Raw genomic sequence first — 20970 nt, 5'->3', positions numbered from 1 at the left:
CCTTCTTCGCGGAAAACTCATATGGTTTTGAATGAAGTAGTAAAAGCTCCACTATAGCCATCAAAGATCATTATTGAACCAGCACAGTATCAACACAAACCGTAATTGTCTGGGTGCAAAACCGCAGGCTATCTGCTAGCAGAAAACACTTCTTGGATTATTAAGGGCTATGGCTAGAAAGCCGAAGGGGCCGTGTTGAACGTAAAAGTTTCAACACGGCCCCTTCTATAAATGGGGAGGAGGTTTCTATATAACCGAATGGTGTTACCGTCCGGATCACTTTATCCATCTACTCTTCTGACCTTTAGCCTTGCAATTACATAAATATCAATAATTTTGGAACCAACGTGTTTGATATCTTTCACAGCAGAAAATCTTCACCCATGTCCGGCGAAGCCTTTCTTGTCAAACATCAAGATACCTTTTCCTTAACAACATTCTCATTCAATTCTTGGAGGATAACCGGTAGATCACGTAGCAATTCTTCCATTTCTTCCGGTGTTATTTCAATATCTAGCTTATTCAGATCAGTCACTTTCACACACTCTCTTCTATTCTTATTCATCATGAAAGTTCTCCACGTAGCCGAGCCAACTCTGCTTGACTCTCCATATAGTACCAGCGCACCGACTTTCCGATAGCACATTGTACCGCATGAAGCTTTCCCTCTGTAGCCATTTGTCTCATTTTTTCTAAAGAAAAACCATTAGAAGCAAAATAATGTGCTGAACTAAAGCCCCGTTGATTTAACCATTTCCGATGCCGGTTAACTTCTTTATTATCGACTTCAACTCGCCAAATCGCCATAGTTTCACAGCCTTTCTTTAAGTACTTAACTTTATTTTATATGGTCTTTACATTTTATGTGTTATCAATATGTAAAACTACGGTAAAATTATTGTTCTAAATTCAACTTCAGAAAGGCACATTGAATATCTTCAACCTGCGCTACACGTACAATCCATGTTCTAAGATAATATTTTCGTGTGAGTCAGTATGCTACGGGACCTGCCTGAGACTTCGTTGGCTTGTCCTCCTTTATCTCAGCCGGATTAACCGGCTAGTTAATTTTTGATACGCCTGTTTAGTGTCATTTCCATTCGTTTAACCGCTGATTTGGCAATATTCCGCTTAGAATACGTCATCATTCCCCTGCAGTGCGCTATGTAGGTATTACCTTCAGGTGTTATCGGCACAATTTCAAACCCTTCTCTGCCGATGCAGATAATAGCGAAGTGAGACAAGTTAGTGGCCTCCTTATCTAGCAGTAATCTGCAATATCCTATTCATCTCACGGCTAAATTGAAAGCGCCAATATGATTAACCAGCATTTTTTTTGTAAAACATGGAAGAGCCATCACTCAACAGTTAAGTGAGGATGGCTCTTCCATGTTTGCGCAGGTAAGTTTCCGCTTACATCAAAGAATCCAATTTGAGCGCAGGATGTTGTTTTTCTTCCAGGAATGGCAGGATTTCGTCTTCGCTAATGCCAACAGTTTCATCAGCAATCTTATCAACAAAATCTGCGCCCAAACCTTCAGCTACTGCAACATCAATAAGGTCTTGACCTAAGAATTCTTTGAGTTCTTTCGGCATCCAGACAAGACGTGCAAGGCCACCGTCTGCTTTGATAAACTTTTTACTGGTAATGTACCGACGACCAAGACCCATAAAACCAGGAGTCTGCATACCGCCACCACAAGTACCAGCCAAAGCGGAGAAGGTCATGCCGCAAGGAGTTTCGCCAGCATGTTCACGAGTTGTAATCATGACACCATTACACAGCGGCAAAATCGCCATAATGGCTTCGAAGCAACCGCAAGATGTCATCGGGTTTTCCATAAGCGTATAGAAGTTTACGGCTTCGACCGTGTTGTGGGAATTAGCATAAATGAAATCATTAAGGTTTTTCCACTGACCTTTTTCAGCATCAAGGCATTCCCCTTTTTCAATCGGCTGATTTGGGCCAAGAGGATTGATTTCGTTAGAAGCTTTTGCGTCAAGCCAGCTAACAGCACCGCATAAACCTAAGCGTTCTGGCGATACTACGCACACATGGTTTGGTGCAAAAGACTGACAGAGCAGGCAAGAATAATATGTTTCAACATCATCAGTAAGGCCTTTGAGACGAGCATCACGGGTAGCATATTTTTCAATAGCAATTTTAATTTTATCTTCAATAACATCTTTATCGGTAATAATGGTAACTTGTACACGGTCAACGATAGCGGGGAAATCAGATTTGAATTTAGCAATAAGAATTTCACCAAAGTCTTTGATTTTGAAGCCGGCTTCTTTGGCATTTTTACCAATACGCACCCACATCATGTTACGTTGGGCTACATGCCACAAGCCTTCACCATAGTTAAGGTTGTAGTGGATACGACGTTCGAGCACGCCTTCGAAGTCTTCCTGCATTTTACGTCCATAGATATCAATCATAAAGCCAAGTGGGAAGACACTGCCTTCCGACATCTCGTTAATTTCTGGTCCAACAACTTCAATTTTACCATCTTCAACTTCATCAACGCCGCACATCCGAACAAGCTCAAAGCTGGTAGAGCGACCACCACCAAACTCAACCCAAGCATCTTTCTTACGGATGGTTTCGCCTTCGAATGCAGGTCCAATGGTAATAGGTACAGGGATATCAACAATCTTAATTTTTACGCCGCGGATCTCAAGACCCAGTTTGCCGATTTTTTCATAATCAGGCTCAGATTGATACCACTCAGGAATTTCTTCGGCTACCGGCTGATCGGTAACTGTCGGGAAGCCCATGAACATAGCACCAAATTCAGCAGCAGTTTTAACAACGTCATTAGGTCCAAGCTGAATAACAAACGCGAAAACGCGTTTCAATTGATATTCTATAGCCCGTTCACGCTGACCGGCAGGAATACCACCGAAAGCGAGACCAGCCCGGAAAGCGAAGTTAACAGCGTGGATAACCTGGGTAAAGTTACCGACTGGAAAGGTAATGAATTCAGAACCGATTTTAACGTTTTCTTCAATACATTGCTCAATTACTTCGTTAACCAAGAAAATCATAATACCTTTGGACTGAAGTTCTTTTACCAGTTTGGCAGTTGATTTACTGTCTTTACCTTTACCAACAATAACGGCAACGCCCGGAATTGTCTGGTCAACCAAAGGTACGCCGAATTTACGAAGAATCGGGTCAGTAACAAAGCCGCAGTACGGAAATACGTCAGGTTTTGCACCATTAATATACCGTAGAGCTTCGATAATTTCAGCAGCATACAGGGTAGCTTCACCGTTAAGTTTCGCATTTTCCAAATTCAGTTCTTCACGAATATTGGTGGTACGAATCCGGTTAAGAATCGGAGCAAGATCACCAATGGTATTTACTTCTTCACCGCTCAGCGCAGTGATTACAGGCAATCTGTAGGCTGTATCGGGATATTTTACCGGGCAATCAGCACCGTGTACCTTAATCGCTTTAGCCAAAAGAATTTCTGCATAGCTGGTAGCTGTGACAGCACCTTCATAGGCGCCTTTAAAAAGCTCTATAGACATATTGCTTTTCGTCCTCCTTCATAGAGTCAAATTCTCATTATCTTCTATTGATAGTTGATAATATAGTCCGAAACAGTGATTAGTTAGCCGCTTTAGCATCACGGGCTTTTTTACGCATAACATTTTTCCAATTACGTTCTTCGAGAATGTCGATCATTCTAACCGAAGCTTTATGGGGATCTGGTTCCCAGAAGAAAAATCCACCAAATACATCTTCCGCAATTTTGGTTACAACATCATCAACAAGTTGGCTGCCAACAGTAGGACCACTAACACCAACATGCATAGGATTACCGCAACAAACATTCCAAGAACCGATAGCAACAGCCTTTTCGGACATAGCTTCCGGCGCACTAACAGCATACGGAAGTTCAGCAAGATCTACGCCCATTTCTGCTGCTAACAGATTAGCAAAAAGCTGCATGCGGCTATAATCAACGCAAGAGCCCATATGGAACATCAATGGTAGATCTTCAGTTAAACCTGATACTTCATTCAGGCGAGCAAAGAATTTCTTCAGACCCTCACCAGCATATTTCTGTACAGCTTCGCCATTCATCATCCCGGATAGAGCGTGAGCCTGGGCAGAGCAGCCACCGGCGAGCAACAATACATCATTTTTAGCTAATTCTTGAGCGATGGTGGTGTGACTGTAGTTATGGGTAACTTTTTGGTTATTACACCCAATAAGAGCAGCAACACCTTTAATTTCACCAGCTTCGATAGCATCTGCGATAACCCGCAATGGATGTTCCGGGTTAACTTTCTTGAAGATATTGAGCATAGCCTCAACACTGAAACCTGCAACAACTTTATTTGTAACATTAGGAATGTTAACTTTCGCCTGATCACGTTGTTTATACGCGTCAATTGCCAAACGAATGATTTCTTTCGCACTATCCATGGCATGAGCTTCATCAAACGCATAATGGTAAGATCCAGGAATTTTCATAATTGGCGAAGTGGTAACAATCTTAGTCTGGAAACATTCAGCTACTGAACGTAAGCTTGGCATAATACACTGAACATCAACAACCATCGCATCCATAGCACCTGTCAAAACTGCTAATTCTTGGGTAGCAAAGTTAGTGGCAATAGCAACACCCTCACGCATAAGAACTTCGTTACCGGTACAGCAGATACCAACAAGGTTGATGCCTGCTGCGCCGGCAGCTTTAGCTTCTTCCTGCATTTCCTTGGCAGCTTTAACAATCATTTGCGAAAGCAACGGATTATGGCCATGAACGGCAATATTCACTTTATCAGCTTTGATAGCCCCCAGATTAGCTTCCGTTACTACAGGTACGCCTGTACCAAAAAGAATATCGGATAAGTCAGTAGCAACATGTGATCCATCAAGGTCACACAGTGCAACCTTCAGACCACCAAAAGTAATATTAATGGGGTCAGAATCATTACCAACATGGGTTTGATGCAGTAATTTTGCCAGACTAAGATTGATACCAGTAGGCATAATCGTTGTTTTACGCCAAATAGCAAGAGTGTTCTCAGGAATATACGATTTCAGCCAGGTAACTTCTTCATTTTCATCAACGCGCCTATATTCCTCCAGTGCAGCGTTAGCAACATCTTTAGCTATAGCATTTATTTCACGGCCTTCGGTTTCAACACCGATATTTTTAGCCACATACATAAGCTTGTTAGTATCAGTAATTTGATAATCTTTAAAATGACCTTCGGCAGTATGCAAAAGAGCTTCAGAAATTTCACGGCCATGATCGGAGTGGGCGGCAGCGCCGCCAGCAATATAACGAACCGTGTTACGGGCAACGATAGTGTAATCACGTGCACCGCAGATACCTTTGTTGCCGCCTGGTTTCTTCGGCAGTATACGGCAAGGGCCTTGCAGACAAATACGGCAGCAAATACCGGTATTACCGTAAGTACAACGTGGCTCTTGCGCTTTTGCTCTATCAAAAGTAGTTAGAAATCCTAACTCTTTCGCTCTATCCAGCATGGGATAAGCCGCTATATCAATCGTATATTTTTCAAATTCGGACATTTTCTTTACCCCCATATATTCATCATTGGATATCAATTATCAATTAGAATTCCATTTGAAATTACGTATCTATTCAGTGCCATTTTTTTGCATTTAGCTAGTTTTCACTAACCATAATCCAATTGAGATCATAGGTAACTTTCTAAAGGGTGCTACTTGGTCACAAAGGCATATCACATATGTTAAGATACTGGCTCCGACTGTCAGTACCTCAACATGTGCTGCAATAATTTCTGAATACATTACAACAGTTATATGGCAAGGTAATGCCGGCTCCAACGGCAGTACCTTGCTAAAAATGATGTTGTTACCAAAATTGCTGAAAATGGTACAACCCTACATGCTAAGTTACTATCGGCTCCTAACGATAGTAACTCAACATACTTATGACCGAAATCAAAGAAACGCAGTTGGCGGTTTCCTCATTCGGGAGAGTTATTATCCTCATATAACTCTGATGTGTCAATAGGCAACTGAAAACTATTAACACTGTGTAAGTACACGGTTCAGGCCACACATAAAATTTTTTTGAACCCTAGTGAACATAGGAAGGGACAAATCGACGTGATGCGCAAAAATCCTTGAGCTTATACCTCCCTTTAGAAATTACTCTCATATACTCAATACCCGGGATAATAAGCATATTTAAGTTAGTTAAATTATACACAAACTTTATTTCATTAAACTTTTCATAAGCGTAACAGATGCAAAACAAAATATAAAAGTTAGGTATTATTTCCCTTAACTAATCATTACTCAATCTTGCATTTAGCTAAACAGAAGATTGTAGAAACATTATCAGCAGATAAGAAAAATGTCATTTTATTTAAGAATACAGATAGGAAGGGCAGCTAGTCATTGACTATTGACTCAGCCTCTGCTAAGATATGGGCATCATAGTTACGTACAGGTATTGTCAATATTGATAGAATTGGTTACTGGCCTGAAACCAAACTTACCTATTCTGTTTAGCTAGCTTTTTTCGGGCAATTCCGGAAAAGCTTTATTTATTTAGAAGGTATATATCCAAAGGTGGCAAAAAAATGCTAAACCGAACGCGTCTTAACACCCAAATTATGATACTTCTAACCACAACTATAACTATATTAATGTTACTTTATCTTGCCTGGGATAGTTACGTTCAACGCCAGCAAGCATTAGAGGATTTACATGAAAGCACTGCGGTACTGGCTAACTCCTTACTTTCTACCCGGACTTTCATCGCCCAAAAGCAAGAGTTAATCAACAAAGACCAAAATGGCGCCCTGCATTTTAAAAATCTTAATCCATCTGTTGCTATTCGGAGCATATCTGAATTGTTTAACGGTACAATGGGATATACTTTCAAGCAAACTAACTTAACTGTACGAAATCCTCAAAACTCGCCAGATAAATTTGAAGTGGAAATGCTAAAAAAGCTGTCAGGTGATAGAAATCTTGATGAAGGATGGGCTGTTGATACGCTGAACGAGAAAAAAGTCTTTCGTTACATGCGCCCTTTATACTATGATAGTAGCTGTTTAACCTGCCATGGTGAACCCGCGGGGCAACTAGACATCGCTGGTTTCCCTAAAGAAGGCTCAAAAATAGGAGATTTCGCCGGAGCAATAAGCATTGTAGCGCCAATGGAACAAATGGAAACTAATTACCAAAAGATGCTTACCGGCCGCTTACTGGCCATGTTTGCACTTTGGCTGACTCTGACTTCTATAACCTACCTTCTTATTCGAAAAAGTTTCGTTAAACCCATCGAATACATGACAGCGCTAGTACAAAAAATTGGGCACGGCGATCTAGATGTTCGTGACCCGCGAGCAATAGGAAACTTCGAAATCCAAACGCTGTATGATAACTTTCAATCTATGGCTATGAACCTTAAAGAACTGCACGATAATCTAGAAAATAAAGTTAGTGAAAGAACAAATGAATTAGCTTCAGCATACCAAGTCCTGCAAGCACATCAACAACAATTGCAAGATATTAATAGAAAGTTGGCCGAAGCAAGCGAAGTTAAATCCGAGTTTATTGCTACTATGAGTCATGAACTGCAAACGCCGCTTACAGCGATGATTGCCTATGCTGAAATCATCCTGGAATACGGAACAGAAAAACAAGAAGTAACAGAATATGTATACGACATCTATCAAAGTGCCCACCATCTACTGGATTTAATTAGAGATATATTGGATTTGTCAAAAGTGGAAAAAGGGAAATTGCTTCTTCATCCTGTTGTCTTCGATATAACTGAAATTACTGCAGTATTGGAACGAATTTTCCAACCTCTAACCAGCAGAGCCGGTTTGACTCTTACTACTGAAATATCTAATGAACTCCCAGTAATTCAAGCTGATAAAAATAAAGTAAAACAAATCATAATGAATTTATTATCCAATGCCGTAAAGTTTACACCAGTTGGTGGAAGTATTCATTTAAAAGTAAGCTATCTGGACGATGAGGAGAAGCTATTGGTTTCTGTGAAGGATACTGGAAAGGGACTGTCCAAAGACGATCTTGCGTTTATCTTCGATAAATTTTTCCAAGTCGATTCCGGAACTACCAAGGAATATGGAGGAACTGGCTTAGGCTTGGCAATTACTAAACACCTGATCGAACTTCATGGTGGAACCATTGGGGTAGAAAGTACACTTGGAAAGGGAAGCACTTTCTACTTTACCTTACCGATACAACAAATCCCAACTGAAGCTTAATTTGTTTTTAAATTACTGGTATGTCAAAAAAGGGGCGATTCTGGTGCCTACAATTTTGGTTGTAGATGACGAACCAAAAATCTTGAGAATTATTGAACATTGTCTAACGCGAGAAGGCTATGAAGTTACCACTGCCATTGACGGTCAGCAAGCCATTGAGCAATTTCAACGCCAGGACTATGACTTAATTATCCTTGATCTTGCGCTACCTAAAGTGGATGGTTTCCAGGTATGTCGGACCATTCGCGAAACCTCTTCTCTACCAATCATCATCCTCTCTGTTAGAAATCAAGAGGTAGATAAAATTCTAGGATTCAATTTGGGCGTTGATGACTATTTAACAAAACCATTTAGCCCAATCGAATTATGCCTAAGAGTAAAAGCTATCCTTCGGCGTACTAAAGTGGAAAACCATTCGTCAAGTATTGACGGCTCGAGCTACAGTCATAATGGATTAACTATCAATCCTACATCCCGGGAAGTATACTTGGATGATCAGCCTATTGAACTAACCGCTAAAGAATTCGATATCTTATGGTTTATGGTAAAACACCCCAACAAAGTATTTACGCGAAAACAATTGCTATACCAAATATGGCAAAACGATTACATAGGAAACGAAGATACTGTTACCGTTTTAATAAGCCGATTACGGGAAAAAATCAAACGAACAGATTCTCAGTTTTCTTTTATTCAAACACTCCGGGGAGTAGGCTATAAGTTCGTAATTTAGAATTAACCCTATCCCCTCATAATAAAAACTCCCCTTAAAAGAGACAGTTTATTATTTCAACTGTCTCTTTTAAGGGGACATATCACTTGCAATAAATCCTTCCTGGCAAATGCCTGGAAGGATTTATTTTACTGGAGCGGACAACGGCTCCAAACTTGTGACCCACAGCATGGAAATTCGATAGATCAATAATTAGAACAATTACTTAATTTTTGATTTTTCTCCAAACGATTTCTGGCTACACCATTCATAAAATACAAGGCTAAACAGGTACCAGTATGTGCTGAAACATGTGCACCGGAAGTTTCCGGATAAATTTCGACAAAATCAAAGGAACCTGCACCGGCATATGCACACTCATTCACCATCATAGCCAATTCAAATGAAGTTAAGCCGCAGGGATCTATAGGTCCTTGTGGATTGAAAGCTCCATCCAATACATCGGAACATACCGTTACATATAAGACATCTGTATCCTTCTTAGCAATTGACAAGGCTTTTTTTACGGAAGCCATATACCCATTTTCCTTTATCTCTTTGGCCGTAATCACCGATGCACCATACTTACGAGCCTCCTTACGTTCTTGTGGATGATTTCTTGCTCCCCGAATACCAATATGAACGATTTTAGTCGGATCCATATTTTCATCCTGATATAATTGATTAAAGGGTGAACACCGAGAATATAAATCATCACCAAACGCCGGATAATTATCTAAATGAGCATCAAAATGGATTACACCTACTCTTTTTTTATGCTTTTTGGCCAGCGTCTGGATAAGGGGATAGGCTATCGAATGATCTCCGCCAAACACAATCGGAATTTGTCCACCTTCGATAATATCCGCATATTTTTCTCGTATCGAGTTAAAAGTTAATTCATAATTTCCATTCTGTACTACCGTATCACCATAATCACAGCCAGTTAAACTGTCAAAAGTATCAATATCATAATCGGGTAAATAGCCGGTATATCTCGATGATACGGACCGAATTGTTTTAGGTGCTATTACGCAAGAAGAATATCCTCCATAAGTGCATCCACCTTCCCAGGGAACACCTAAAATAGCGAAATCATAAAGTTTTAAATCCTCTTTATTTTTTGCAACCGGCAGCCCTAAAAAAGAAGGAACGCCACTGTAAATTTCTCTTGACTTACTAGTAGGATCATAAATTACAGGTCTTGTTTCCATATCTCTCACCCTTCTGACTCAAATAACTACATTTTCATTATTTCATTTTGAAACAAAATGTGCATTTTTTATCATCATACATGATTTTTTCATGCTTACACTCTAAATTTTCATTATATCCGTAAGCAATAGCCGGATCGATATTGTTGCAATAAATTCTCCCATATTTCTCCTCACCGGCTTCCATCCATGTTTCTGCAAATATACATTTTGTAAATTCCTGAAAAACGCAATCTGGTTTGTATTCATTGGTATAGCCGAAAAGTTCACTTCTTTCCATATCATAGTTGTCCAAATAATTTTCTACTGTATTCTTTTGGCCGCGGGCTGCAGCGCGACAGGCAATATCCTTTCCTCTCATCACACCGAATTCCTTTACAGAATCCGCTAAAACATCCAATCCCTTTTGACCAAATTCTTTCTCTAAATGTTTAGCAGTAATAGAAAACATCTGCGCAAATAAAACAAACATTGATACCGGATCTTTCATTTTTTGATCTTCCATCATTACATCTCCCTTATCTAATTGTTTATTGGCCCAGATATGATTTTCTAATAAAATCATCATTTTTCATTTCTTTTGAATTACCACTATAGACTATTTGCCCTGTTTCCATGATATACGTACGATTGGAAGCCCATAACGCCATTTGCGCATTTTGCTCTACAAGTAAAATAGTCATTTTATTTTCTTTATTTAATTTTTTTATTGTCCTAAATATATTTTCCGTAATTAACGGAGAAAGTCCCATTGACGGCTCATCTAAAAGCAACAGCTTGGGCCGCGACATCAACGCTCTGCCAATCGCTAACATTTGCTGCTCACCACCGGACAATGTACCCGCAAGCTGTTTTTTTCTTTCTGCCAGCCTGGGAAATAATTCATATATAAAAGCAAAGTCCTTAGCAATTTCGGCTTTATCATTTCTTAAATAAGCCCCTAATTGCAAATTTTCCAAAACACTTAGATTGGAAAATACACCTCTGCCTTCCTGTACTTGTGATATTCCCCTGGCCACAATTTCATGTGCCGGATTATTTGTTATATCTTGCTCCTGGAAGAATACATTGCCGCCACTTTTAGAAACGATGCTGGATATCGCGTGAAGGGTTGTCGTTTTTCCGGCTCCATTGGCGCCAATAATCGCAACAACTTCACCATGCTCAACAGAAAAAGATATCCCCTTCAGTGCTGGAATAACCCCATATTTAACTTGTAAATTTTTTATCTCTAACAGTGCCATACTAATTCACTTCCTATTCATCATCAGGAATACCCTTGCCTAAATATGCTTCTATAACTTGTTGATTGTTTTGTATCTCCGCCGGTACACCTTCTGCTATTTTTATACCATGGTCCAATACTACAACCCGATCAGAAATCCCCATAACGAATTTCATATCATGTTCAATTAGCAGCACATGTTTCTTCAGATCCTTGGTAATATAATGAATCACTTGTGCTAATTCGTCTTTCTCCATACTATTCATTCCTGCACCAGGCTCATCAAGCAGCAGAAAATCTGCTCCTGTTGCCAAAGCTCTGCCTATCTCAAGCAGGCGCTGTTTTCCATAAGGAAGATTGCATGCCAATTCATCTATTTTATCTTGCAGCTTAAGAGTTTCAAGAATCGATTCACATACAGCTACTACATTTCTACGTTTCGCCTTTAATTTTTCTCCCCCAAAAATTGACTCAAAAACACCCTCATCCTTACAATCCGGATTAGCAATTAAGAGATTTTCTAATGTAGTCATATCGTTAAATAGTCTTATATTTTGAAACGTTCTTGAGATACCTTTTCTGACTAATTGATATGGTTTAAGCCCTGTAATATTTTCACCATGATAAAAAATTTGTCCGGACGTTGGTTTATAAACACCAGTCAAAATATTAAAAAGAGTAGTTTTTCCTGCGCCATTGGGACCTATCAAAGATAAGATTTCTCCATCGTTTTGCGTTATATTTACATTATCAACCGCAGTTAAGCCGCCAAACTGCATTGTAATAGTAACTGTTTTAAGTATCTGATCCATGATCAGTACCTCCTGCATTGATTTTATAAATATTTTTTCTTCTTTTACTGGCCCCCCAAAAGCCCTCCGGCTTGTAAATCATCATGAATACCATCAGCGCACCAAAAATCAGCATACGATAATCACTCAAGAATCGTAACATCTCAGGTAATATAGTTAATATAGTCGCTCCCAGTATCGATCCAACGATACTTCCTAATCCGCCTAATACAACCATGGTAAGAATCGTCATCGATGTATTATAAACAAAAGCTGTTGGACTTACATAACTAAGATAGGAGGCATAAAAACACCCAATGATACCGGCAAAAACCGACGATATAACAAATGCCAGCAGTTTATATTTTCGAGGTTGGATACCAATGGCTTCAGCAGCAATTTCATCATTTTTTACTGTTTGCATGGCCATACCTACACCGGAATTAATCAACTTAACCATAAAGAAAATTGTAAAAACCGTTAAAATCAAGGCCAGATAATAGAATGCGGTACGTCCATTTAACGTAAATCCTACTATTTCAGGAGCCGGGATACTAGGCAGCCCAGCCGGTCCGCGTGTAACAGCCTTCCAATTTACAAATACCAAACGTACGATTTCACCAAATCCTAACGTTACAATGGCTAAATAATCGCCGCGCAATCGTAAAGCCGGAATTCCTAAAAGAAACCCGAAGATGCCTGTCACTAATGCACTCCCTACTAGTGCTATAAAAAAATTGACATGAAAAACCAACATTAACAAGGCGCCTGTATATGCCCCAATTCCATAAAATGCTGCATGCCCTAATACCAATTGACCGGCATAACCTGTAACTAAATTTAAGCTCAAGGCTAATATAATGTAAATACAAACTGTAATACAGATATGCAAATAATATGAGTTGGTAACAATAAACGGCAGCACCAATAATATTACAGCCCCTAATAACGATACGATTTTTTTATTTTTCAAAATAAATTGCTGCACTTTATCCATTGTAGCCTCCATTCTGCCCCGTCAAGCGGCATAAATACAATCAAAACAAAAAAAAATTAACTCATCATACTTTATCGATTTCTTTTTTACCTAAAATACCGGCGGGACGAAAGATTAATACAATGATTAAAATAGCAAACGCAAATGCATCTCTATACCCGGTGGAAATGTAGGATGCCCCAAGAGTTTCGACAATACCCATTACAAAACCGCCAAGCATTGCACCTGGTATACTGCCAATTCCGCCAAGAACAGCAGCAGCGAAGGCCTTCAATCCATAAGAATATCCTATTAACGGATATACCGCATCATAATAGATCCCAACTAACATACCAGCTATACAAGCTAACGCGGAGCCAATTCCAAAGGTAAAAGAGATAATTCGATCTGTATTAATTCCCATCAATTTTGCGGATTTAATACTATGTGATGTTGCCCTCATAGCAACACCGATTTTCGTTTTATTTACGATAAAATACAGGCCTATCATCAGCAAAATAGATAAAACAATAACACCAATTTGGATATTAGATAAAATCACCTTGTTGAATTCGTAGGTGGTGATTGTAATACCGCTTATGCCGCTGAAAGCATGGGTACCGGTTCCCCATAATACCATTGCCAAATTCTCTAAAAACATGGATACTCCTAATGCACTGATCATAACCGCAAGACTATCCGCCACACGAATAGGGCGATACGCAACACGTTCCATAATGATCCCCATAACCGCTGTTGCAATAGCTGCTACGGGGAATGCCACCATATATGGCATTCCCAATACCTGCATGCAAAACAATCCTAAAAATGAACCCATCATAAATACATCGCCATGGGCAAAATTTACTATTTTCAGTATTCCGTAAACCATAGTATAGCCGAGGGCAATCAATGCATAACTCCCACCAACAGTAATTCCATTTATCAATTGTTGAAAAAACATGTAGAGCTCCCCTCTAATACTATTTTTCAGTTATAGTAAATTTCCCATCTTGTATGACTAAACGTAATGGTTGTTTAATAACATCTCCATTTTCATCAAAACTATTGCTCCCGGTTGCCCCTTTTAAATCCTTGATATTAGCCATATAATCCCGAATTGCTTTGCGATCAATACCGGCTTTTTTGATCGAATCAATAATTACCAAGGTAGCATCATATCCATACGCAGCATAGGTGCTTGGCGTACTATTATAAGCTTCCTTATATTTACTAACAAAATTTTGTGTTACAGAATCCTTACTTACTTCTGAGAAATAACCTGTCAGCTTAATACCATTTACTGCAGCTCCTCCTAATTTAATCAACGCATCAGAATAAATTGCATCAACACCCATGATTTGCATTTTACTTAAACCATAATTGTTTTTCTGTTTTGCAATCAAAGCAGTTTCATTGTATAAACCACCAACAATAATAACATCTGCATTGCTATTGGCAATCTTAGTTAAAACAGTGCTAAAATCAGTTGAGCCAACTTCATAAGCTTCTTTGGCGACAATATTAGTACTTAAATCAGCGGCAGCTTTGGAAACTACATCTGCCAATCCTGCACCATAATCTGTATTTTCATATACGATAGCAATATTTTTATAACCTAAATCTTTTACTGCCCAATTCATTAATGAACTTCCTTGCACTGCATCTGTCGTAATTACACGAAAAGTGTAATCTCCAGCTTTGCTGACTGCAGCTGCACTTGAGCCAGGTGATACGTTAACTACCCCAACTTGGTTATAGATTGGCGCAGCAGCTAATGTGCAAGAACTATTAAAGTGACCAACAATGGCAGAAATATCTTTGTCTTGCGCTAATTTATTAGCAACTGTTGCCGCTTCCGAGGGATCTCCTTTATCATCTTCCACTACTAATTCAATCTTTTTACCATTAATTCCACCCTCATCATTAATTAATTTAGTGGCCAATTTTACACCATTCTTAATGGCTTCGCCGTCTTGTGCACTAGCGCCGGTTAACGGAATTGCAACACCTATTTTAATCGAATCGGATTTTGAAGAACTGCAGCCAAATAAAAACAGGGAAATAATCATTAAACATGCTGACAATACTATTAAAGTTTTTTTCATAGTAACATTTCCTCCACTAATTTTCTCCTGTATCCATTGTTAGAACTAGTATTTACTGGTACTTAGTATAGTCACCTCCTAAAAATTTTGACGACAATGTAGTTTTTTTGTTTGCAATATCGTTTGACAAGTTTGTTATACCATGCTACATTATATTTGTCAATAAATATTTTACTTCTTTACCACGGCAAACGGTAGCGGTCTTGAAAATTCCTGTGGAAACAGTCGATACAATGGACTTTTAAAAAAATTGTGTATTTTTTACATTATTCAAGTTATAATCTGTGTAATATTTCGTTTATTCTTATGGGGAGGTATTTTTATGTTAAATCAGTCGATAAAAATAATTCAATCAGTTCAAAGATCCATAGATATATTAAATTGTTTCAATGATACTTCACATCATTTATCTTTAAATGATATAAGTCAACGGGTAAAATTAAATATCAATACGACACGTGGTCTTATTAATACATTAACAGTCAATGGATTATTGATACATGACAAAATAAATAATTTATATAGCTTAGGATTTTATTTTATTGGCAAAGCCAATATTATCCAGAAACAAGTAGAAAGTTATATCACCTCTGCCAAATCCTATGTGGATAATGTTGCCGAAAAATATCATGTTACTGCAAGTTTACAACTAGTCAATCAACATCAAATTTATTCTATATACTGCGCTTATCCAAGCAATACAGCCTATACCATCATTTTATCTGAATATTCATCGTTACCCTTATATGCTACATCTTCGGGAAAACTACTTATACTCTACAACCTTTATGATAATAATAAGCTATCAATAAAAAACCTCGAATTCAAAAAATATACACCTCATACGATTATGTCTGAAGAGGCTTTACTAAAAAATCTTGACGAAATACGCAAAAACAAATATGCTTCTGAAATTGAAGAATTTGAACTTGGTGTCAGTAGTCTGGCTGTACCTATATTGAATCAAAGCAATCAATTAATCGCAACAGTTAGTTCAACCTTTTTTGTTAACAACCTTATAAATATTAAAGATAGTTTACTTGCAGATCTTTCAGAAATTGCAAATCAAATATCAAATAATTTTTTAAAATAAGGGAGGTTAGAATGAGCATTGATTTAGCGCAAATTCGGCAATCTTTCGAAAAATTAAAAGTTATTGGTCAAAATGAAGCAGGCGGAATTACCCGGTTATCTTTTTCTCCTGAATTTAGGCAGGCACAGGTATTGATTAAGTCCTTTATGGAAACCGCCGGTATGAAAGTTGAAATCGATTCGATTGGTAATTTAATTGGAACCTATGCAGGGCGCGACCAATCTTTGCTTGCTGTTGTCAGCGGTTCACATCTTGATACTGTTCTGAACGGCGGAGCTTTTGATGGAGCATTGGGGATAATTGCTGCTGTGGAATGTGTACGTAGTTGGCATGAACAGAACTGGCGTCCATCAAGAACCGTAAAGGTGATTGCCTTTATCGAAGAGGAAGGAACACGGTTTGGAACGGTTTGTTTTGGCAGTCGGGCAATGCTTGGTGAATTTAGCGGGAAAAATCCCGAAAGTTTTGTCGATGCTTCCGGTCATTCGCTTTTAGGCTTTCTCAAAGAGATGGGATTGGGAGAAAAGCCATTTAGTAAGGACTCCTTTTTTCAGAACGGTTTTTGCTTTATTGAACTTCATGTGGAACAAGGAGGAAAACTTGAAAATGAGGGTATTGCTGTCGGCGTAGTGTCTGCTATTGTTGGTATCAGCCGGATTGTCCTGATCATACGTGGAAAAGCCAATCATGCCGGCACGACTTCCATGGATCTTCGCCAGGATGCTTTAGTTGCAGCCGCTTCTCTCATATCTTATATATATGATCAAGCTTTGGTATCAAAGGGAAGTTATGTTGCTACTGTTGGCAAACTGGATGTTTGGCCTAATGCTGAAAACGTGATTCCGGGAGAGGTTAGGCTGACTATTGAAATTCGGTCCGAAGATGTCGTCAGGCTTGAAGGAGTTCGAAAAGAAATCATAGGGAAATTGAGAGAAATTCAGAAGGATTATAAGGTAAATGTGGATATAATAACAGAAAATCAAGTACCACCTATCCCTATGGATGATAAAGTGATACATTCTATTTGCAATATAGGGAAACAGTTGGGAATAACCTGCAGAAAAATGCCCAGTTGGGCGGGGCATGACGCAATGATATTTGCCCAACATATACCTACAGGTATGATTTTTGTCCCTAGTATAGGAGGTATTAGCCATTCTCCTGCAGAGGAGTCCGATTGGGACGCTATAGCAAAGGCTGCGCAGATATTGGAAGGTACCCTAAAGGATTTAGCATCAAACAGCGAAGACTTATGATACCTAAAATGGCCCTTTACTGTATTTATTGTACATAATCGTGTTTAAGATTGTTTTTGACCATCAGGATCTTCAAAGAAGCATAACTGCCATTTGGCGGCTTATGCTTCTTTAAATTTTGCTATTTCCTCAATACTAGTAGTCAAACCCATATCTGTAATATTATTCTATAAATTGACGAATACTATCGTGAATACTGTCTGCAGGGGAATAGTCACCATGAATGCATCAAATAACTTTGTTACGAAAATAGCTATGAGCACAAGTTCCGAGACCTTAGTTTTTTTTTCATTGGAGATCTTTCGCTTGGTCAATATATAATCCAAAACGACCCCTACATCTGTTCCTACAATTAGACCAATCAAGCCCCAGATTTAAACCAGAAACCCAAGTGACTTATCGGGTAGCATTTTTTTGTTGTAGAGATTTTATAGTCTCCATGATAAATTTTAGCGTTACTGCGATGAGAGTATATAGGGGAAAACTATAATAATACTTCCAATTCAATAGTTCATAGATACCCATCCAAACTAAAATTGGTTCAGCTATAAACGCACAACATGCCGCCACGATAAGTGAAGCGATTATGAATGCCTTCCATTGTGAATAGGACTGATAAACCTGCATAAATATAATCGGCAATATGGTAATGTCTATGGACAACATATGAGAAAACTTAGGAATCAATCTAATAGGGTACGTCCATACGCCATTGGCTACTCCTGCTGTATCTGCTGCTTGCACTGCAATGAAAGTCATCGCGCCATAACACCAGATTTCTAACAGCCTCCTTTTGTCTACCATTAGCCACCAAAAATACCAAGGAATTACCAGAATAAGCAGCAAAATCCACCACTGCCAGGTAAACAAGGCATGTTGTATCCAGTAGTTATAGCTAAGCTGCAAATATAGAGCATGAGCCTCACCAATTTGGATGAGTAAATCCCGCGCTACTTCCATGGCATCTTCTCTCCTATCGAATCTATCCATGTCTTTTTAATAGCGAATTATAAACAATCCGCCGTGTCACAATTGCTCATTACTTAATTCCATGACTTATATACACACTCGTCTAAAGGTAGTATAACCGTAAAAATCGTACCTTTTCCGACAGTACTTTCAACTTTTATACTTCCACCCTGAAGGGTAGTGTATTCCTTAGATATTGCTAATCCCAGGCCTGATCCCCCACTATGAAGAGTTTTATTATTTTCTCCCCGGAAGAAGCGATTAAAAATATGTGGTAAATACTCTGCTGAAATTCCCGACCCATTATCTTTGACGGAAATTACAGCTGTCTTTTCACTTTTGTTAGCGCTCACATAAATACTACCACCTGGGACTGTATAACGCAGGGCATTATGTAAAAGGTTAACAAATATTTGTACGGTTCGATCCGCATCAACGTAAAGTAGAGCATTCTCCAATAAAGGATCTATATTTATCCCAAAATTGACCTTCTGTCTTCTGGCCACTTCGAGAAAGGGTTCTTCTATCCTGGCAAGAAGATCGCTAACCAAAAAGAGTTCCTTATGGAAGGTAAGCTGTTTATTTTCAGCTCTACTCAATTCGAAAAGATCGGAGACTAATCGATTCATCCTGTTTGTTTCTTCTTGCAGTGATGACAATGTTTTTTCATTCCAACTGATTACCCCATTTTCCAGAGAATCTAAAATAGCCTGGCTCACGGCTAACGGCGTCCGCAGTTCATGCACAACGTCGGCTTGAAGTTGTCGCTGCAATTGCCTTTCTTCTTGTAGTCGATCTGCCATAAAATTAAAGTCTGCCGACAATTCTTCAAGTTCATCATGAGACGTGATGCTAACTCTATGGTCCAAATTGCCGTTGGCAATCTTGCGAGCAGCTTCTGCCAATAACTTAATTTTTTCCATTAAATAATTGGAAAAGAAAAAAGCGATAAGAAAAGCCACCATTGAAGCAATAATAATCGTCCAAATATTGCGAAATACTAATGGCCCTAATAGATAGTTACGAGAAAACTCTAACACGCTGCTGTCCTTGGGTATAATCCATAAGGTGCCAACAACTTTATCTTGTATTATTAAAGGATAGCCTGGCCCCACATGGCTGTCTGCTAGATCCTGACCTAAACGAATATTCCCTTGCTCATCTTCAAGCAAAACACGCCAGATACCATCAACATGAACCTTGTGGATAGTAATTTCTCTATTAAGAAAGTGCTTAGAAAGTTGTACGTGTACTTCTTTTTGCAATATGCTCTCATCATTGATGTTATCAAAAGAACCATAAGTCTGATAGTAAGTAATTAATTGATTTATAATAGCTTTAGAATAAGCATCTTGTATAGCATTATTAAAGTATTCTACGGAACGCTGATTTAGATAATAATTAATCGATATATTAGTCATAGAAGTGATCACGATTAATAAAATAAGATATTTATGAATTCGCTTTCGCAATCTCATATCATGTCTCCAAATCGATATCCTATTCCGAAGACTGTTTCAATATAGCGGGGTTTTCCGCGATTTGATTCAATTTTTCTGCGCAAATTAAAAATATGAGTATCAATGACTCGCTCATAGTTTTCATAAGATTCTCCTATTGCTCCCTCTAATAATTGCAACCTGGTAAATGCTCTTCCCGGTTCTTTAGCCATCATACTCAGTAATCGAAACTCCGTTGGCGTCAGAGATATTCTATCACCATTTTTTAGTACACGAACAGTTTCAAGATCTATCGTAAGTTCACCCAAATACAGCACCTTTTTTAAAAATTGTGCCGGTAAGCGACGGCGCAGCACCGCTTGAATGCGCGCCACAAGTTCCCGCATCCGGAATGGTTTTACAATATAATCGTCAGCACCTTTGCCTAGTCCGGTAAGTATGTCCTCCTCAGAGCCCAAGGCAGTCACGATAATAATGGGAATGTCACTATCCTGCCGTACAATTTGACACACCTGAATACCGCTTAGTTCCGGAAGCATGATATCAAGTATCATTAGATCAGGTATTTCCGCTTTAATCTTCTTTACTGCATCCATTCCGTTATCAGCGCTGCAAACAGTAAATCCTTCACTGATGAGAAATTTTTCTACACTAATTCGCAACTTTTCCTCATCTTCGACTACTAATATTTTCGCCACTCCGATTCACCCCTATACAATTTTAGTATTCCAGCACGACCTTAGAAACCCTTTAGCCAGTTTAACCTATGAATTTATTGTCTATTAAGGAAAGAGGCCGACCTAAATTTTTTTAGGTCAACCTCTTATATCACTTATGGTTACATCATGAAAAATCGATGTTGATCATGAAATCCTTTATTATAAAAAGCTGTTCT

Annotated in this window: 19 protein-coding genes; 4 read left to right on the top strand and 15 right to left on the bottom strand. The window is 38.8% G+C overall.

Translation table 11 applies throughout. The features are described from left to right. Positions 1-412: 412 nt before the first annotated feature. The 5 genes from AC1ECB_RS02590 to cooS all read right to left on the bottom strand — a co-directional run bounded on the left by AC1ECB_RS02590 (position 413) and on the right by cooS (position 5563). A complete protein-coding gene (locus tag AC1ECB_RS02590; protein ID WP_485667323.1) occupies positions 413-535 on the bottom strand; it encodes a hypothetical protein in 123 nt (40 codons plus the stop codon). A 29-nt stretch (positions 536-564) separates the two neighbouring features. Continuing rightward, positions 565-807: a hypothetical protein gene (locus tag AC1ECB_RS02585; RefSeq protein ID WP_021166982.1), complete on the bottom strand. Its 243-nt coding sequence runs from the start codon at positions 805-807 to the stop codon at positions 565-567. 257 nt (positions 808-1064) lie between these two features. Beyond that, positions 1065-1244 (bottom strand): hypothetical protein, encoded by a 180-nt coding sequence (locus AC1ECB_RS02580; RefSeq protein WP_485667322.1) that lies wholly within the window; start codon positions 1242-1244, stop codon positions 1065-1067. A gap of 169 nt (positions 1245-1413) precedes the next feature. Further along, complete coding sequence (gene acsB, locus AC1ECB_RS02575; RefSeq protein ID WP_485667321.1) at positions 1414-3540, bottom strand: acetyl-CoA decarbonylase/synthase complex subunit alpha/beta; 2127 nt, start codon at positions 3538-3540, stop codon at positions 1414-1416. A 79-nt stretch (positions 3541-3619) separates the two neighbouring features. Next, complete coding sequence (gene cooS, locus AC1ECB_RS02570; protein ID WP_485667320.1) at positions 3620-5563, bottom strand: anaerobic carbon-monoxide dehydrogenase catalytic subunit; 1944 nt, start codon at positions 5561-5563, stop codon at positions 3620-3622. A gap of 1043 nt (positions 5564-6606) precedes the next feature. Here cooS and AC1ECB_RS02565 point away from each other — a divergent pair. Together AC1ECB_RS02565 and AC1ECB_RS02560 are read left to right on the top strand one after the other, a co-directional pair. Beyond that, entirely contained in the window at positions 6607-8271 is a 1665-nt protein-coding gene (locus tag AC1ECB_RS02565) for a c-type heme family protein (RefSeq protein WP_485667319.1), read from the top strand. Between the two features lie 43 nt (positions 8272-8314). Next, entirely contained in the window at positions 8315-9004 is a 690-nt protein-coding gene (locus AC1ECB_RS02560) for a response regulator transcription factor (protein WP_485667318.1), read from the top strand. A 185-nt stretch (positions 9005-9189) separates the two neighbouring features. Here the strand turns inward: AC1ECB_RS02560 and AC1ECB_RS02555 are convergent, their stop codons facing one another. The 7 genes from AC1ECB_RS02555 to AC1ECB_RS02525 all read right to left on the bottom strand — a co-directional run bounded on the left by AC1ECB_RS02555 (position 9190) and on the right by AC1ECB_RS02525 (position 15297). Beyond that, on the bottom strand, positions 9190-10197 hold the full coding sequence (locus tag AC1ECB_RS02555; RefSeq protein WP_485669260.1) for an agmatinase family protein: 1008 nt from the start codon (positions 10195-10197) through the stop codon (positions 9190-9192). 37 nt (positions 10198-10234) lie between these two features. Further along, complete coding sequence (locus AC1ECB_RS02550; RefSeq protein WP_485667317.1) at positions 10235-10705, bottom strand: L-2-amino-thiazoline-4-carboxylic acid hydrolase; 471 nt, start codon at positions 10703-10705, stop codon at positions 10235-10237. A gap of 22 nt (positions 10706-10727) precedes the next feature. Continuing rightward, positions 10728-11435, bottom strand: coding sequence for an ABC transporter ATP-binding protein (locus AC1ECB_RS02545; RefSeq protein ID WP_485669259.1), 708 nt, complete (start codon positions 11433-11435; stop codon positions 10728-10730). A 19-nt stretch (positions 11436-11454) separates the two neighbouring features. After that, complete coding sequence (locus AC1ECB_RS02540) at positions 11455-12234, bottom strand: ABC transporter ATP-binding protein (RefSeq protein ID WP_485667316.1); 780 nt, start codon at positions 12232-12234, stop codon at positions 11455-11457. After that, positions 12218-13210, bottom strand: coding sequence for a branched-chain amino acid ABC transporter permease (locus AC1ECB_RS02535; RefSeq protein ID WP_485667315.1), 993 nt, complete (start codon positions 13208-13210; stop codon positions 12218-12220). Before AC1ECB_RS02535 ends, AC1ECB_RS02540 begins: the two co-directional genes overlap by 17 nt. 64 nt (positions 13211-13274) lie before the next feature. Next, the gene (locus AC1ECB_RS02530) at positions 13275-14153 is read right to left on the bottom strand and encodes a branched-chain amino acid ABC transporter permease (RefSeq protein WP_485667314.1); all 879 of its coding nucleotides are present in this window, start codon (positions 14151-14153) and stop codon (positions 13275-13277) included. Between the two features lie 19 nt (positions 14154-14172). Next, positions 14173-15297, bottom strand: coding sequence for an ABC transporter substrate-binding protein (locus AC1ECB_RS02525; RefSeq protein WP_485667313.1), 1125 nt, complete (start codon positions 15295-15297; stop codon positions 14173-14175). A gap of 322 nt (positions 15298-15619) precedes the next feature. On the opposite strand from AC1ECB_RS02525, the gene AC1ECB_RS02520 reads away from it, so the two are divergent. Further along, positions 15620-16390, top strand: coding sequence for an IclR family transcriptional regulator (locus tag AC1ECB_RS02520; RefSeq protein WP_485667312.1), 771 nt, complete (start codon positions 15620-15622; stop codon positions 16388-16390). Between the two features lie 11 nt (positions 16391-16401). Continuing rightward, positions 16402-17646, top strand: coding sequence for an allantoate amidohydrolase (locus AC1ECB_RS02515; RefSeq protein WP_485667311.1), 1245 nt, complete (start codon positions 16402-16404; stop codon positions 17644-17646). A gap of 396 nt (positions 17647-18042) precedes the next feature. Here AC1ECB_RS02515 and AC1ECB_RS02510 read toward each other — a convergent pair whose 3' ends face one another. From AC1ECB_RS02510 to AC1ECB_RS02500, 3 genes are all read right to left on the bottom strand, one after another. Continuing rightward, entirely contained in the window at positions 18043-18606 is a 564-nt protein-coding gene (locus AC1ECB_RS02510) for a CBO0543 family protein (RefSeq protein ID WP_485667310.1), read from the bottom strand. 83 nt (positions 18607-18689) lie between these two features. Continuing rightward, positions 18690-20093, bottom strand: coding sequence for a sensor histidine kinase (locus AC1ECB_RS02505; protein WP_485667309.1), 1404 nt, complete (start codon positions 20091-20093; stop codon positions 18690-18692). Then, on the bottom strand, positions 20090-20773 hold the full coding sequence (locus AC1ECB_RS02500; protein ID WP_485667308.1) for a response regulator transcription factor: 684 nt from the start codon (positions 20771-20773) through the stop codon (positions 20090-20092). Before AC1ECB_RS02500 ends, AC1ECB_RS02505 begins: the two co-directional genes overlap by 4 nt. Positions 20774-20970 lie beyond the last annotated feature (197 nt).

The organism is Sporomusa sp. 246TCP1, assembly GCF_057319775.1.
This window is presented reverse-complemented; position numbering and strand designations above follow the sequence as displayed.